19 protein-coding genes are annotated in these 15,786 nt (G+C 47.2%); all 19 read right to left on the bottom strand.

The genetic code is table 11. The features are described 5' to 3' along the window. Positions 1 to 49 precede the first annotated feature (49 nt). Entirely contained in the window at positions 50 to 211 is a 162-nt protein-coding gene (locus AC0YNT_RS05775) for a hypothetical protein (protein ID WP_475803703.1), read from the bottom strand. A 73-nt stretch (positions 212 to 284) separates the two neighbouring features. Continuing rightward, positions 285 to 1,070, bottom strand: coding sequence for a CheR family methyltransferase (locus AC0YNT_RS05770; protein WP_475803702.1), 786 nt, complete (start codon positions 1,068 to 1,070; stop codon positions 285 to 287). Positions 1,071 to 1,101: 31 nt separating this feature from the next. Beyond that, the gene (ndk, locus tag AC0YNT_RS05765) at positions 1,102 to 1,545 is read right to left on the bottom strand and encodes a nucleoside-diphosphate kinase (protein ID WP_475803701.1); all 444 of its coding nucleotides are present in this window, start codon (positions 1,543 to 1,545) and stop codon (positions 1,102 to 1,104) included. A gap of 136 nt (positions 1,546 to 1,681) precedes the next feature. Then, entirely contained in the window at positions 1,682 to 2,656 is a 975-nt protein-coding gene (locus tag AC0YNT_RS05760) for a polyprenyl synthetase family protein (protein ID WP_475803700.1), read from the bottom strand. A 4-nt stretch (positions 2,657 to 2,660) separates the two neighbouring features. Beyond that, complete coding sequence (locus AC0YNT_RS05755; RefSeq protein WP_475803699.1) at positions 2,661 to 3,521, bottom strand: menaquinone biosynthesis protein; 861 nt, start codon at positions 3,519 to 3,521, stop codon at positions 2,661 to 2,663. Then, positions 3,502 to 4,146: a UbiX family flavin prenyltransferase gene (locus AC0YNT_RS05750; RefSeq protein WP_441890360.1), complete on the bottom strand. Its 645-nt coding sequence runs from the start codon at positions 4,144 to 4,146 to the stop codon at positions 3,502 to 3,504. Before AC0YNT_RS05750 ends, AC0YNT_RS05755 begins: the two co-directional genes overlap by 20 nt. Then, positions 4,140 to 5,015, bottom strand: a complete 876-nt coding sequence (locus AC0YNT_RS05745; protein WP_475803698.1) for a UbiA-like polyprenyltransferase — start codon at positions 5,013 to 5,015, stop codon at positions 4,140 to 4,142. Before AC0YNT_RS05745 ends, AC0YNT_RS05750 begins: the two co-directional genes overlap by 7 nt. Then, complete coding sequence (locus tag AC0YNT_RS05740) at positions 5,012 to 5,752, bottom strand: demethylmenaquinone methyltransferase (protein ID WP_475803697.1); 741 nt, start codon at positions 5,750 to 5,752, stop codon at positions 5,012 to 5,014. Before AC0YNT_RS05740 ends, AC0YNT_RS05745 begins: the two co-directional genes overlap by 4 nt. Positions 5,753 to 5,772: 20 nt before the next feature. Continuing rightward, positions 5,773 to 6,624: a heptaprenyl diphosphate synthase component 1 gene (locus AC0YNT_RS05735; protein WP_475803696.1), complete on the bottom strand. Its 852-nt coding sequence runs from the start codon at positions 6,622 to 6,624 to the stop codon at positions 5,773 to 5,775. A gap of 128 nt (positions 6,625 to 6,752) precedes the next feature. Continuing rightward, positions 6,753 to 7,310, bottom strand: a complete 558-nt coding sequence (locus AC0YNT_RS05730) for a hypothetical protein (RefSeq protein WP_475803695.1) — start codon at positions 7,308 to 7,310, stop codon at positions 6,753 to 6,755. 133 nt (positions 7,311 to 7,443) lie between these two features. Beyond that, complete coding sequence (gene mtrB / locus AC0YNT_RS05725; protein WP_167273051.1) at positions 7,444 to 7,665, bottom strand: trp RNA-binding attenuation protein MtrB; 222 nt, start codon at positions 7,663 to 7,665, stop codon at positions 7,444 to 7,446. Between the two features lie 202 nt (positions 7,666 to 7,867). Then, on the bottom strand, positions 7,868 to 8,143 hold the full coding sequence (locus tag AC0YNT_RS05720; protein ID WP_127494178.1) for an HU family DNA-binding protein: 276 nt from the start codon (positions 8,141 to 8,143) through the stop codon (positions 7,868 to 7,870). A gap of 163 nt (positions 8,144 to 8,306) precedes the next feature. Then, a complete protein-coding gene (locus tag AC0YNT_RS05715; protein ID WP_167273048.1) occupies positions 8,307 to 9,296 on the bottom strand; it encodes an ABC transporter permease in 990 nt (329 codons plus the stop codon). Then, the gene (locus tag AC0YNT_RS05710) at positions 9,293 to 10,807 is read right to left on the bottom strand and encodes a sugar ABC transporter ATP-binding protein (RefSeq protein ID WP_475804081.1); all 1,515 of its coding nucleotides are present in this window, start codon (positions 10,805 to 10,807) and stop codon (positions 9,293 to 9,295) included. The genes AC0YNT_RS05715 and AC0YNT_RS05710 overlap by 4 nt, the downstream gene beginning before the upstream one ends. Positions 10,808 to 10,875: 68 nt before the next feature. Then, positions 10,876 to 11,997: a sugar ABC transporter substrate-binding protein gene (locus tag AC0YNT_RS05705; protein ID WP_475803694.1), complete on the bottom strand. Its 1,122-nt coding sequence runs from the start codon at positions 11,995 to 11,997 to the stop codon at positions 10,876 to 10,878. A 279-nt stretch (positions 11,998 to 12,276) separates the two neighbouring features. After that, a complete protein-coding gene (spoIVA, locus tag AC0YNT_RS05700) occupies positions 12,277 to 13,755 on the bottom strand; it encodes a stage IV sporulation protein A (protein WP_167273042.1) in 1,479 nt (492 codons plus the stop codon). A 287-nt stretch (positions 13,756 to 14,042) separates the two neighbouring features. Beyond that, complete coding sequence (locus tag AC0YNT_RS05695; protein ID WP_475803693.1) at positions 14,043 to 14,789, bottom strand: hypothetical protein; 747 nt, start codon at positions 14,787 to 14,789, stop codon at positions 14,043 to 14,045. A 21-nt stretch (positions 14,790 to 14,810) separates the two neighbouring features. After that, positions 14,811 to 15,158, bottom strand: a complete 348-nt coding sequence (locus tag AC0YNT_RS05690) for a 2Fe-2S iron-sulfur cluster-binding protein (protein WP_167273037.1) — start codon at positions 15,156 to 15,158, stop codon at positions 14,811 to 14,813. Next, positions 15,155 to 15,766, bottom strand: coding sequence for a nucleotidyltransferase family protein (locus AC0YNT_RS05685; RefSeq protein ID WP_475803692.1), 612 nt, complete (start codon positions 15,764 to 15,766; stop codon positions 15,155 to 15,157). Before AC0YNT_RS05685 ends, AC0YNT_RS05690 begins: the two co-directional genes overlap by 4 nt. Positions 15,767 to 15,786: the final 20 nt, after the last annotated feature.

Genomic DNA, 15,786 nt, shown 5'->3' with positions numbered 1-15,786 from the left:
AAAAGGCGGACGTTACAGTCATCACTGACTTTAACATCCGCCTTGTCTCCTAGCTGTTCACAAATCGTTTGCTCGTATCCAGCTCCGTCTTATATACCATCTGATTCATCAAATTCGGTAATTGACGACTATCGAGACCGAGAATTTGAGCACATTCTTGAATGGAAATGATCCCGCTACGATAAGCTTGAATCACTTGTCGCTTGTCCATCTTCACCCTCCAATTAAGTTTCGGTTACCACTAGTATTGGAGTCGATGGAAAACGGTATACATGAATTGAAAATTACCCTTCGATTCTTCTGTAGAAGAAGGTATCCGCCGATTCAAATCCATATTGAGAAGGTGAGAAAATTTGTTCTGTACTGCCGACGAAGAGCAATCCGCCCGGACGAAGGGCTGCTGCGAATTTTTGATATAATAAGTGCTTGGCTTCTTCAGTGAAATAAATCATAACATTACGGCAAACAATGAGATCAAAAGAATGGTCGAAGGTATCATGCAGCAGGTTCTGCTGTTTGAATTGAATCGCGTTCTTGAGCTTATCCGACACCGCATACATACCCTCATCAGGCTGAAAATATTTCTGTCGGTATGCCGGCGGGACATCACGAAGGGAGCGTTCCAAATATTGCCCTTCCTTCGCTTTCTCCAGAACAACCGTATCCAAATCAGTCGCTGTTACCGATGCCTTGCCAAGTGCACCTAGCTCGGAGAGGATCATCGCGATTGTGTAAGGCTCTTCTCCCGTCGAGCATGCTGCACTCCATACTTTTAGCCGTTCACTGCGCTGCAGCATTTCCGGCAGGAAGCGGCTTTGCAGCACTTCCCACCGGTTCGGGTTACGCCAGAACTCTGAGACATTAATCGTCATCCGGTCCAGAAATTCATTCATCAGACTCCGATTCTGCTCAATCGCCCGCCAATACAGTTCGAACGTATCGTAACCATGCTTTTGCCGCAAAGTCGTAAGCCGCCGCTTCATCTGTGCTTCTTTATATTGCGATAAATCAATGTTCGTCTTATCCTTCATTCTTTGTATAAAAAGATTGAAATCCAGATCCTCCGACATAGCCGCCTCCAGTATTACAGCTCGAGAAAAATCAGATCCAGCGCTGTATCGTATGTTCGTAATCTACAAGCTGCTCAGGAGAGAAGAAATTCGCAATTTCCCGTGCTGCGCTTTCTGGTGAATCCGATCCATGAATCAAGTTCAAGTTCGTATGTACAGCAAAATCTGAACGAATGGTGCCTGGGAAAGCATCAACCGCATCCGTCTTGCCAATCATCGCACGTGTAAGCGCAATGACATTGTCACCTTGCCACACCATCGCAAAGGAAGGGCCTGCAGTAATAAACGTAAGCAGCGGCTCGTAGAAGGGTTTGCCTTTATGTTCAGCATAATGGCTTTCCGCAAGTTCCTTGCTTACAACCATAAACTTAGCAGCAACAAGCTTCAGACCTTTCCGCTCAAACCTCGACATAATTTCACCGATAAGGCCACGCTGTACACCATCTGGTTTAATCATCAAAAATGTTCTTTCCATTTGGTTCCCTCCTAAAAAGAATTGCGAAGCGATTCTTACTTCGTAAGCATTAACTTAAAGAATTGCGAAGCAATTATTGCTTCGTAAGCATTAGCTTAAAGAATTGCGAAGCAATTCTTGCTTCTGTCTTATCCTTTTAATAATTACGCTTTCCGACGAAATGCGCAATGTCAATCAAGTTCTTCTTCGCCCCGATACTCGGCAATCCCTCCAGAGCATGCAAAGCTTTCTTTATATAATCATCGGCAAGTTGTTCCGCCAGTTGAATGCCTTTACTGCTTTTAATAAGCGAAATGGCCGGCTTAGTATCAACATTGCCGTTATGTTCCCGAATAATACGGATCTGCTCTAGCAGCGGTTCGCGTACCTTCTCATCCTGAAGCGCCAGGATAACCGGCAGCGTAATGTTGCCTTGACGAATATCCGATCCCGGGGGTTTACCAATCTGCTTCTCGGTGCCAAACAAATCAAGCAGATCATCACGAATTTGGAACGTCATGCCAACGTTATAGCCATACCGGTATAAGCGGTTCACCGTGTCCCGGTCTGCACCTGCGGCAGCTGCACCAAGCTGACAGCTGATTGCAATAAGAAGCGCTGTCTTACGCCGAATGCGCAGCAAGTAATCCCGAATGGATTGCTCCGTGTTGAAGAAATACCGGATTTGCTCCATTTCGCCAATACTCATTTGGACTAATGATTTCGACAGCATCTGGTGGATAAACGGATCTTCCAGTTCTGTCGCAATCGTAAGTGCCCTGCCAAAAATAAAATCGCCCGTGTACATGGCAATTCGGTTATCCCATTTGGATTTGACGGTAAGTTGTCCGCGCCGTGTCGATGCATCATCGATGACATCGTCATGTACCAGAGAAGACATATGAATGAGTTCCAGAGGTACGGCAACCTTCGTCAATTTATCTAGATCGTAATGGCCGAACTTGCCCGCAAGCAGCACGAAGACGGGACGCAGCCGCTTCCCCCCTGCCTTCAGCAGGTGAAGAGACGTCTCGCTAAGCAGTTCATTACCGAACGTTATACTACGTTCCAGCTCCTGCTCGATTCGGTTCATATCACCTTTTAACTTTGCGAAAATATCTAATAGTTTCATTCTTTCACCTGTTCGGCAGAGATTCTTCTTTATAAAAATGCAGGCTAACCTCATGATCCAGCAAACCAAGTTCCTTCGCATAGCGGAAATATAAGGTCAAACCCTCTTGCTGCTTTTGCCCAAAATCATAATTCAGGCTTGTGAAGTACATTTGCCAATAAGCAGGATCGCCGCCAAGCTGTTCGCAGGCCTTCTCGATAAGCGGCTTAAGATTGTCTACACTTTGTTCTTTGCTAGCTGTAAACGCTCTGTACAAGCGCTGGAAAGCATTAGGGTAAGACTCCACCGCTTCTTTGCGAGCAGCTACAACTGCGTATGTCATAGCAAGTCCCGTCCAGAGATTCCACACTTCACCCAGATCAATAACTGTCAGACCTTTGCTTTCCCATGACTCGCGAATCGCCGGGTCCCCAATGAGGAGGGCAGCATCTGCCGATTCAAGCATCTGCTCGAGATTAGGTTCAGCGGGTTCGTATATAGGATCAAGCTCATAATACTTTTTCATCAATATTTTAAGTAAATTAACCGAGGTTGCGGAAGCAGTTGTTACTGCGATGTGCTTCGGCGGAGATTGCTCGATCGGTTCCTTCAGGAATAGAAGGATTGAGTTTACTTTCCCCTCAGAGCCCACCGATAAATGCGGCAGTAGAATATAATCTTGATCATTCATCCCGTAAGCATAAGAAGACACAGCCGAAACTTGTATCTCCCCTTCTCGCAGCAGCCGGTTAAGCTCCGCAGGTACCTTCAGCACAACATCAATGCCGGCTTGTTCGGTGTAATCTTCTAGATAGTGAAATAACGGCCATGCATTTGCATAGTCAATGCGTCCGACACGGAGCGGCTCATTCGGTCTGCCCATCATGATGTTCATCTCCCCATCTTCTAAATAATTGATGCTCGATCGCCATGTTATCAAGCACTTTGCCGACAAGGAAATTAATCATTTCGTCCATCGATTGCGGTTTATAATAAAAGGCCGGCATAGCCGGAATGATTCTTACCCCAAGGCGTGCCAGCGTCAGCATGTTCTCCAAATGAATCGCATGGAGCGGTGTTTCGCGCGGTACAATGATCAGCTTGCGTCCTTCCTTCAGCATGACATCCGCTGCGCGGGTCAGCAGATCATCCGAGATCCCTCTAGCCATAGAGGCCAAGGAACCCATCGAGCAAGGTACGATAGCCATTCCCTCCACCAGGAAGGAGCCGCTTGCAATGCTGGCGCCTATATCGGCGTTCGGATGAAATACCAGTCTGCCAGAAGTTAGAGCTTCTCCAAAATGTTTCTCCAGAGCTGCCTGCCGACGTGACGTATCCCATCCAAGCTCTTCCTTAAGTACACGCCAGCCCGCTTCTGTCACAACGACATGAACAAGGTAGTCTGACTGAAGCAGTTCTTCGATAAGCCGTATGCCGTAGATGGATCCACTGGCACCTGTGATACCAACTACCCAACGTTTGGGTCTAGCCTCTTTCGTCCGTTCTACCATTGATGCACCGCCAGCAAATCAACCATAGCGAATACAAACAGGACTACACTAAGCGTACCATTCATCCCGAAAAATGCAATTTGTACACGGGACAGGTCATTTGGACGTACCAGCCAGTGCTGATAGAACAGCATAACAATCGATGCAACTGTACCGATCAAGTAGACCCAGCTCAGCTCTGTCATCCAGAACAAAGCAAAGAACCCGATAGCTGTTACAACGTGGAAGCATCTAGCGATCCATAGAGCACCAGAAAGGCCAAACCGGGCAGGAATAGAATGCAGACCGTTATCGCGGTCATATTCGTAATCCTGTGTCGCATAGACGATATCGAAGCCGGCGATCCAGAGCGCTACAGTGAAGTAAAGCACCCACGCCGAAGCATTTAATGAACCCGTAACAGCGACCCAGCCGCCTAGTGGAGACAATGCGATGGTGAGGCCAAGGAAAACATGGCAGAGCCAAGTAATTCTTTTCATATACGAGTACAGCACAAGCATCGCAACCGCAATTGGCATCAGCTTCATCGCGATTGGGTCCAGATTCGCCGCTGCCACAAACAGCAGGGCAAACGAGACAATAATAAATAATAAGACCTCGAACGATTTGAGGAGGCCAGCTGGCAGCGCCCTCTGCGCCGTTCTTGGATTAGCTTTATCAATAGCTTTATCAATAACCCGGTTAAGACTCATTGCCGCGCTGCGGGCACCCACCATTGCAAGTGCAATCCAGCCAATCTCTCCCCAGGTTGGCAGCCGTTTCTCAACCGCTAATGTGCCCAGCACTGCACCCATAAAGGCAAATGGAAGTGCAAAGACAGAATGCTCAAATTTTATCATTTCCAAAATAATACGAAGTTTGCGAATCATTGCTGTGATTTCTCCTTTGTACCGATGTGAAGTGCCGCTATTCCACCGGTCAGTGGATAAGCTTGTACTCCATTTAATCCAGCTTGACGGAATAATTCGGACAACTGCTTGGCATCTGGAAACAGCTTCAAAGAATCAGGAAGCCACTTATATTCGTCGAATCTCTTCGCCACCCATTTGCCCATCATCGGAAGCATACGTTCGAAGTATAAGTAATACAGCCCTTTGAACGGCTGCCACATCGGCTTCGACAGCTCTAGGCACACAACCATGCCCCCAGGCTTAACGACCCGTTCCATCTCCTTCAGAACCTGCAAGTAGTCCGGAACATTCCGAAGACCAAAGCCTATCGTGACATAGTCAAAGGAATTATCGGCAAAAGGCAGCTCCATCGCATTCCCTTGCACAAGTGTAATCTGCTCCTTAAGGCCTTCCTTCTGCAGCTTAACCGCTCCCACATCGAGCATATTCTGACTGAAGTCAAGTCCGGTTATATGGCCGGTGCCGCTTGCTTTCGCAATGGCAATCGTCCAGTCACACGTACCGCAGCACAGATCAAGCGCTGTTTGATCCGGCTGTACGTTCATTTTCCGCATCGTAAACTTTCTCCAGGCTTTATGTCGGCGGAAGCTGAGCAGATCGTTCATCATATCGTATTTCGGTGCAATGTTCTCAAAGAGCGCATGCACATGTTCTTTCGAGCTAGAACTGGAGCTGGAGTTTGCTTTTGCGTTCATCTGTTGTTCCCCTCATTTCGTTAAGCACTGGTATGGGCTGCCATCTTCTCCAAGAATGAATCCGCCAAATCCTGAACCACTTTCTTCAACTGGTCGGATTCGAGCTTATCTGCTGTACTGCGCAGATTATCTGCCGCGTGTTTCAGCTTGGAGACCAGTCTGCTCTGCAATTCATACTTCCCAAGCAGATCATAAATCAGGGAAGGTTCCAGCTTGTCAGCCAATCGCTGCTGCTCATCGGGTGTGCCTTCCTGCATGACATGCCAATAAGCCCAGCTTTGATGAAACCGGGATGGTGAATCAAAACGCTCCATTTCGTCCAGTACTGCCTCGCAGCGACTTACATCCTGCAGCATCTCCGGCCATAACTTCACGAATGCCCCTTCCATCATCTCAGCAAACAACTGGAACATTTCGCTCTTAAGCCGTGTTAGTTTGTTCAGATAATCTTCTGCCTTCAGCTTCGATTGCTGCATCTTTATATAAAGATCCATTTTCAATCGGTTAACCTCGCATACGGCCGTACTAATCTTGGATATCATGCTAATCTGTCCAGCTTGCGACAGAAGCGAATAAAATCGGCTGCTGAAATAATCGCCTGCCAGCACCTTAAGTTGTCTTGCTCTCATTTCTTTCTCTGAGCGCCGGTTCTCCTCCGTATCAATCAGGTCATGCGTATCCATGCCCAGCTGTACGAGCGATACGACAAGCGAATAAAGCTCGCTATTCGGGGCCAAGGCTCCGTGCTCATTCAGTACAGCGTGCAATAACCGCAGCCTTGGATCGGGAAAAGCAGGCAGCTCGGTGTAAGTTTGAATCATGTCATACTCGACATACTTGGATGCGAGCTCGTTGATACGATATGGTTTCATGGGGTAAGCCTCCGAACAGACAAGCGGAATCGCCGCTAAATAATCTAAACTATTATAGCACAACTTTATGTAATGAGCATACGATACTAGCTGTAACTGAGAATTGTTCATGAATTTGATACAATCCTCTATGAAGATCGGAGCGGCGCAGTAGAATAGGTGTCAATGGGACCAAGCAGCTTCTCAAGCTCAGAGGTATAAGTGATACGCAGCCGCTTTCTCCAGAGCTCATCATGAAGCGGATCTGCATCGGCAAGTTCACTTAAATTTTCTTCCAGCCAGCTGTCCGAACGGCGAACATCCGCTGCAAACAATAATCGACTGCTTTCCTTCTTATCCACGTATCGGATGAGCAGCCGGTTAATATTTTCCATCTGGGTGAACGACAATCGAATCAGCTTCTCCATATCCTTGTACCAGCGTTCTATCTGCTGATCCTCATCCGCACGCATTTCCACGGTCAGCACGGCTTGGCTCCACTCCACTTTATCTACACTTCCCGTCAGTTGCAGCCCAATTAACGCATCAACAAGGTTACTGCTCGTCAGTCTTTTCATTTCGGAGGGATGAAATACAGCAATCTCTCCCCTATCCTTGCCCGGGCCAACACCTGAGTGAGGCAGCAAGCCAATAACCGCTGTTACGGCTAGCGCAGCTCCAAGCGCTGTGAGATAAGCTTTTCGCATAACGGAATCCCTCCGATCAATTTACGTTGCCAATGATCCTTATATCCCATTTTACAACCAAAGTAGCCAAGCTATGCACAAAAAAAACTCCCTGCACACGATATCGTGAGAGGGAGCTTGTCCGTTCCTATTATTATTGATCTGTATCCACAATACCGTGCTTGGTCATAACTGAAGCTTTGCCGCGGATTTTAACCGCTGATGTATGGTCCGTAAATTGTACGATCAATATTTCATTCTTGTCCAGCTTCTCCGTATGATGGAACTTGGTATCCTGACCACGCGTGAGGCCAATCACTTGAACGCCTTGATCCTTCGCTTTAATAACGATGTAATCGCCTTGAGTCGGCTCCATCTTAACCCTCCTAAAAAGAATTGTCACACAAATGGCTTGTTCAGCCAGTTGTGATAATTCTTACTTCGTAAGCCTTTGGCTGCTCTAGCATCCTATTGCTGCGCTCGATTATACTATAGACCAGCTCCGTCATGCAAGACTTGGTAGTCTATACAAACGAAAGCGTCCGAACGCTGGGCGTTCGGACGCTGTGCAAAAGCAATTAATTGGAGACGAGGTCTTTGAGAGATTTACCAGGCTTGAATGCAGGCATTTTGCTTGCAGCGATATCAATCTCTTCGCCAGTTTGCGGGTTACGGCCCTTACGAGCTTGACGTTCGCGAACTTCAAAGTTACCAAAGCCTACAAGTTGTACTTTATCTCCGCTTTGAAGTGCATCGGAAATCGCTTCGAATACTGCATCAACAGCTTTCGTTGCGTCCTTCTTCGACAGATCGGATAATTCAGCCACTTTGTTAATCAAATCGGTTTTGTTCATTTGTTTCACCTCCCTAAAGACAAATGAAGAGTCATCTTATCCCTCTTATTAACGGAATACTTGAAAAATATACCTCAACCTCAAACAAACTTATAGTAATACAGGCGATTTCCAATTTCAAGTAGCCAAGAGAGGTTCTCTACACTTTCATCTATTTTTCATCTTATCCGCTGCGTCTTCTGGACAAATGAATAAAGGTAACAGCCAGCGCGAGGACAAGCACAGTTCCTTTTACAATGTCATTCGCATAGTATTGCACCTTCATCATGGTCATGCCATTCAAGAGCACACCGATCAAGATCGCACCAAAGAATGTGCCGATTACATTAGGTCTGCCGGCTCCAAGTACGGAGTACCCGATAAACACAGCAGCGACCGATTCCATCATCATCGGAGCACCTGCATCAATTTGTCCGGTACCAACCCGAGCAGCATATAAAATACCGCCAATTGCCGCAAAAATACCGGATGCGATGTAAGCAGCCATACGAATACGGCGTACGCGTACACCTGACAAGCGGGCAGCTTCTTCATTGCCGCCTGTTGTATACATTTGACGGCCCCATCTTGTGTATTTGAAGAACAAATGCACGAGAATGACTGCAACGACCATCAACACAACCGGTACAGGAACTCCAAGCAATTTGCCTTGACCCAGCCACAGGAAGGAGTCACTAAACTTACCAGGTGCTGTAGAGCCGTCCGGCATAGGCATGTTGTTATAGATCGAATAACCCTTTGTGTATGTCTTATGAATACCGCCAATGATGTACATAACCGCCAGCGTTGCCAGCATATCCGGTATACGGATTTTGACGATAAGCAGCGCATTAAGCAATCCCACTATGGCACCAATCAACAGGGCAACAATGATAACAACAACAAGTGGCTGCTCATACCAGACCATTAAGGCCGCTGTCGCAACTGTTGTTAACGATACAGTAGAACCAACCGATAAGTCAAAGCCATCAACCGTCAGGGAGAACGTTACGCCAATTGCGACAAACGTTGTGATGGAAATCGACCGTAATATATCAGACAAATTCGCGTAAGTAAAGAAATGCTCATCCCACATCGAGAAGAATAGGATAACTAAGGCAATAACAAGTAATGATCCAAATTTAAAAATGAAATCTAGTGACTTCTCTCTCATGCCTGCTCCTCCTTGCCGCCGCTCGCATACAGCATCAACAGCTCCTGCGTGGCTTCACCGCGCTTAAATTCCTTCACCAATGCGCCGTCGCACATGACAAGAATTCTGTCGGCAATGCCCATAGCCTCTGCAAACTCACATGTTAAGTACACAATTGCTTTTCCTTGCTCGGCAAGTGATCCGATAATACGGAAAATATCACTTTTTGCGCCGATATCTACGCCTTTTGTCGGCTCGTCGAACAAGTACACCTCTGCACCTGTCGGCAGCCATTTGCCTATTGATACCTTCTGCTGATTGCCGCCGCTCAAATGGCCGGTTTTCTGCTGAGGTGAAGATGTCTTAATGCCAAGCTTGCCGATAATCGCTTCCGCATTGTTAGACTCCTTCTTCCCGGACAAAAAGCCGCTCTTCGTCAATAGCTTCAGAATCGGAAGGCTTAGATTGTTTTGAACAGATTCACCTACAAGAATGCCCTGTTTGCGCCGCTCTTCCGGCACAAGAACAACACCTCCAGCGATGGCATCAGCTGGTTCGCTGTTGTTTATGACTCTCTTGCTGATCGATACCGTTCCTTGATCCGCAGGATCAGCTCCAAACAATACTCTAGACAGCTCAGTCTTACCCGCACCAACAAGACCTACAATTGAAACAATTTCACCACTTCTAGCGTTAAAGCTGACATTCCTAACATGATGGCCGCGTGAGATGCCGGATACTTCAAGCAGCGGCTCGCCGATTGCGACCTCCGCCTTCGGGAACTCCTCCTCGAACACTCTGCCAAGCATCGCTTGAACGACTTCATCAATCGTGACAGCTGAAGTAAGCTCCGTTAGGACCTGCTGCCCATCACGCATAACCGTAATGCGGTCACAGAGCTGGAACACCTCTGGCAGACGGTGGGAGATGAACACAATGCCTATTCCCTGCTCTTTGAGCTGCCCAATAACACGGAATAACCGCTCCGCTTCCTCGAGGCTTAGCGGTGCGGTCGGCTCGTCAAAAATAACGTATTTAGCTTGCTCGGTAAGTAGTCTGGCGATCAAAACAAGCTGCTTCTCAGCAAGCGTCAGTTCTCCTGCCTTCTTCTTGACCGGAATCGTTGCACCAAGCCGTGCTAATGTCGCCTCAGCCTGCTTCTCCAACTTGCGCCAATTCAGCCATAAGCTGCTGCCTTTACTGGAAATTCGGTCGAGCATAACGTTCTCTGCTACGCTTAGCTGCGGAACAAGAGCGGTATCCACTTCCTGATAGACACAATGGATGCCCAACTGTTTGGCATCCCCGGGTGAATCAATATGAACCTGTCGCCCGTCGATTGTTACGGTACCTTCGTCCTGGCTATATGCACCTGATAATATTTTCATCAAAGTGCTCTTACCGGCGCCATTGGCACCGAGCAGCGCATGAACTTCGCCGCTTTGCAGATTAAAATCGACGTCGCGGAGGGCGGGGACGCCGGAAAAAGCTTTCCGGATCCCCATCATTTGCAATTGCTTTGCAACACTCATCATGTGCACCTCTCCAGCGTTTCGTTAAAAAGAATTGTGAAACAATTCTTGCTTCGTAAGCATAAGCCTTATTTCGAACCTTCCAGTTCTTTCATCCAGTCTTCATAGTTCTGCGTGCTGCTACCCCAACCATCGATGTATTGGGACAATTGAGTCGTACTTACTTTCTCAGAAGGCAGTTGATCACGGTGAACATAAACAGCGTTCAGTACAACAAGCGGATCATTTTGCTCGCCTTTGAATTCTTTATAAAGCGTACGAACTTGAACGCGGCCGATATCTTTTGGATCTACAGCAGCCGATGCAACCCATGGGCTAGCCGGATCTTGAATCATTTGCAAGTCTTCATCACTCATGTCGATACCATATACTTTAATTTCAGTACGGCCTGCTTGTTGAATCGCACGAGCAGCACCTTTAGCAAACTCATCCCATGCAGCCCAAACCGCTGTAATATCACCTTTGTTCGGGTATTGCTTCAGAATTGCTTCCATTTGTGCTTGTGTATCCATTGCAGGGTTGTTCGCGTTACCGAAAGCTGCGATTTGTTTAATGTCTGGATATTTTTCTTGGAAAGCTTTATATGCCACTTGGCGGCGTTCCATTGGTGCAAAGCCTGCTACCCATACTTTAACAATGTTGCCTTTACCGCCAGCGTCTTTCGCAAGCTGCTCTAGCGTCAGGTCAGCCATCGCTTGATCATCCTGTTGCAGAACTGGTACGCCGTCAATTTTCACATCAGCGTCGAATACAACAACTTTGATGCCTTTTTCTTTTGCTTTATTGATTCCTTGTTCCAATGCGCCAGCTTGGCCATGGTCGATCAGAATACCATCGAAGCCTTGGTTAATTGCTGCATCCAGGTTAGAGGACATTTTAGCCAGATCGTTATCTGAAGCAAATACTTGAGCTGTGCCGCCGAACTTCTCGACTTGTTCTTTCACGCCTTCTACATATTGTGAAGAGAATGTGCCCGTATTGAATTGCATAACAAGTGCGACTTTCTTGCCTTTCAGTGCATCCAGCTCGCTGTTGCCTGTGGATGTGTTCTCTGCCGCGTTCGCTGGTGCGTTCGTTGCAGCGTTGTTAGCGGATTCATTGTTGTTCGTTTTGCTGTTTCCGCATGCCGATGCAATAACAAGAACAATGGCAACAAGCAGTGTCAAAGAAAGTTTACCCCATTTTTTCATGATCTTCTCTCCCTTTTTCTCTAACCATAAATGATAGATGAATTATCTATTTGCTATCATATCATTTTCACCAAGTATGTCAATCGGAATTTAAGTATTATTTTCATTAAAATAGGAAAAAAGAAACATTTGAAGCTTGCTTTTGTCGAAAAAGATCGAACTGTGCAACAATTGCCATTATAGTAACGGTCAGGCATAATTGCAATGAATAAATTGTTACAAACAAAAAGAACGGCTGATCCGGCATGTAAGCCGGTTCAACCGTTCTTCCTTCTAGCTTTATAAAATGATAGCAATGAGACCGCCAGAGCCCTCGTTAATAATTCTTCCGAGTGTCTCCTGCAGCTTGTAGCGAGCGTTATCCGGCATCATGGCGATTTTGCCTTGAATACCTTCACGCACTAAGGAATGAAGTGATCTGCCGAATATGTCGGACTCCCAAATCTTGATCGGATCTGCTTCGAAGTCCTGCATTAAGTAACGAACCAGCTCTTCAGTCTGCTTCTCCGATCCGATAATCGGTGCGAATTCAGATTCCACATCGACACGGATCATATGAATCGAAGGCGCTGTCGCTTTCAGCCTTACGCCAAAGCGTGAGCCTTGACGGATAAGCTCTGGCTCATCCAGTGCCATCTCAGCAAGCGTAGGAGCTGCGATACCGTAACCGGTAGCTTTGACCATCTCCAGCGCCTCTGCGAACCGATCGTACTCCCGCTTCGCATGAGAGAATTCCTGCATCAGCTGGAGGAGATGATCCTTGCCTCGGATTTCAACCCCAACAACCTCCATCAGGATACGGTCATAGAGCTCATCTGGTGCGTACAGATCGATCTCAGCAACACCTTGCCCCATATTCATGCCGCTAAGTCCGGCTCTTGCGATAAAGTCATATTCCGAGAATTGAGAGACAACACGATCAACATCTCTTAATCTGCGGATATCTTTGACTGTATCACGAACGGAGTTTTCGTAATTGCTGCGCAGCCAGTGATTCTCATTAAGAACCATAACCCAGCTCGGCAGATTTACATTGACTTCATGAACAGGGAACTCGTAGAGCACTTCACGCAGGACAGAGATGACTTCTTCTTCACCCATTGTCGCAACGCTCATTGTAATAACCGGAATATCGTATTTGGCCTGCAGTTCACCACGAAGCTGAATCGCTTCTTCACCGCGAGGACGCGTCGAGTTAATAATGAGGACGAATGGCTTGCCAACTTCCTTCAGCTCACTGATTACGCGCTCTTCTGCTTCCACGTAAGAACTGCGAGGAATTTCCGCAATAGAGCCGTCAGTTGTTACGACTACGCCTAAGGTAGAATGCTCTTGAATAACCTTCCTGGTCCCAATCTCCGCCGCCTCTTGGAACGGGATTGGTTCATCGAACCAAGGCGTTGTAATCATACGAGGACCATTCTCGTCCTCATAGCCCTTCGCCCCTTCAACGGCGTAGCCAACACAATCAACCAGCCTGATGTTCACATCAAGACCTTCGCTGACCCGCAGCTGTACCGCTTGATTCGGTACGAATTTCGGTTCAGTTGTCATGATAGTTTTTCCCGCGGCGCTTTGAGGAAGTTCATCAACGGCTCTAACACGCTCGGCTTCGCTAGCAATATTCGGCAGCACGACCGTCTCCATAAACCGTTTAATAAACGTTGATTTGCCCGTACGGACAGCCCCTACTACCCCGAGGTAAATATCCCCGCCAGTACGTTCGGCTATATCCTTGAAAATGTCCACTTTCTCCACTGAATATCCCCTCCCAATTGATTTTCCGGTTCGCCGCCTTCCACCGGACAAGAGGGCAGGCCAGCGACGCAACTCGTACAGCTTTGTTGGACTAGTAATATCATATTGTCCTAGCTCACCGATTATGCCGATTCCCTCACGAAATCTTTTTTTATTAAATCGGGTCACGTTCTTGCCCTTCCAAGATTGAGTTATATGAGCCAGAGAGAGTTTCTATACCAAAAAATCCTCATTACAGATCCGCTGCGGACTGTAATGAGGATTTATCAAAAGCTATAGATTATCGGTTATTTCGCCTGTGTCGTTACTGCTTGCGGTTCCTTATTTACCCAATGATAAACGGGAGCTTTGACCGGTACGAACATATCAGCATCAGCCAAAATGGAGCGAAGATCAGTATCCGCAGTAAGACCATCTTCACCATTCTTCTGAATCGTCTGCATGATATCAATTCCGTAGTCCATATACACATGTCCTTGCTCGTCCATGATTGCTGCAAGCGTCTGATAGGAATAGTCGCTGCGCAGATCAGGAGCTTTCTTGTTCATCGCCTTGTAATTTATGTAGTAATAACCCGGGTAGGCTTGCTCACCTTTTGGCCACTCACCATTATGGTTATTGGCGTATTCAGTAACCCAGCTTTGAATGTCATTGATTTGCTGATAAGTCTTCAGATTCATCAGCTTGACTTGCGGCTTGGTCTCTTCATTGATAATTAAGAAATAATAATTACCGCCATTCTCAAAGGCTGCAGTCGGGATACTGCTCAAATAGCCTTTGTTCTTCAGTTGGGCAAAATCAACGAGAAACTTTTCATATATTGGCGTATCTGCATCGCTGTTCTTCATTGGAAGCATACCTGTTTCCGATTGATATTGATCAATGGCTGCCTGGACATTACGAACCGCTTCCTTTGGCGCGAACTGATTCTGCTTCAACTCATTCTTCGGATACATACAACCGCTTAATGAAAGAACGGTAACCGTAAGAATGACAAGCATAATACCAGACTTCAATTTCTTCTTATTCCACATGACTTGCTGCTCCTCCTCGTTCTACCACAAATCATCGCTTTCCTCCGCTTGCTTGGCCAGCAGCTTCTGGACAGCTGCCCGTAGTGGATCAAGCGGCACATCCACCTCTACAAGCCCTCTCGCTTTCGCTTGGCAGGCCAGCCTGCAGCCTTGTTCATCTAAACCAGCCAGCTTGCGCCTTTCGTCATCAGCAATTGGCATCAGATCACTGCCTGGACGAACTTGTACTTTACACATAAAGCAAGCCGCATTACCACCGCAGCGCGTTTGAATAAGGACACCAGCTTTTCTTGCCGCTGTGAGTAATGATGTTCCGGGCTTCACCTCAATGGCCTTACCAGACGGCCAGAATGTCACTTTGGTGCTCATCTAGCAACACCTGCCTGACGATCAGCAAGCCGCTGCGTTAATTGCTTTTTCGCTTCCACCGTTAGTACATTTCGCTTTTCCAACTGCAGCCTTAATCTCTCATGACGGGATGGATCCATAATATAATGTTCTACAATTAGTTGAATGCGGTCTTCTCGATTGCGCAGCACGTTGAACCAAAGCTCATGTGCAAGCGGAATAACCGGGACAGCTATATCCCGTCCTTCATGCTGAATAACAACCAGCTCTGAGGATGGTCCCAGCAGCGACCGAACTTCCGTCACATAACGGCAGCCCTTCGCACGCACAACGAAGCCTCCAACCAGCTCTACGGACACACCTTCTATGACAAAGTGACTCAGCATCGAACGATAACTGCCGCATTCGCTCAAATGCTTCGTATCCGCCGCATAAGGCTCCAGCCTCTCGTAAATCAAATCATAATCTTCGTCATCCGTATATAAATCAATATCATTAGGTGCAGCCGGCAATGGAAGACCACGAAGCATTAAACCCGTACTGCCTCCTACTACCCATGCTGCACTTGTGCCATTAAGCGCCTGGACGATGGCAGCTAAAGCGCTCTCGATCTGTGTTCTCTTCCCCATTCACTGCACATCCTTCCAAG

Source organism: Paenibacillus sp. J22R56 (assembly GCF_056269375.1).
Note: the sequence above shows the minus strand (reverse complement) of the source record. Positions and strands in the feature narration are given on the sequence as shown.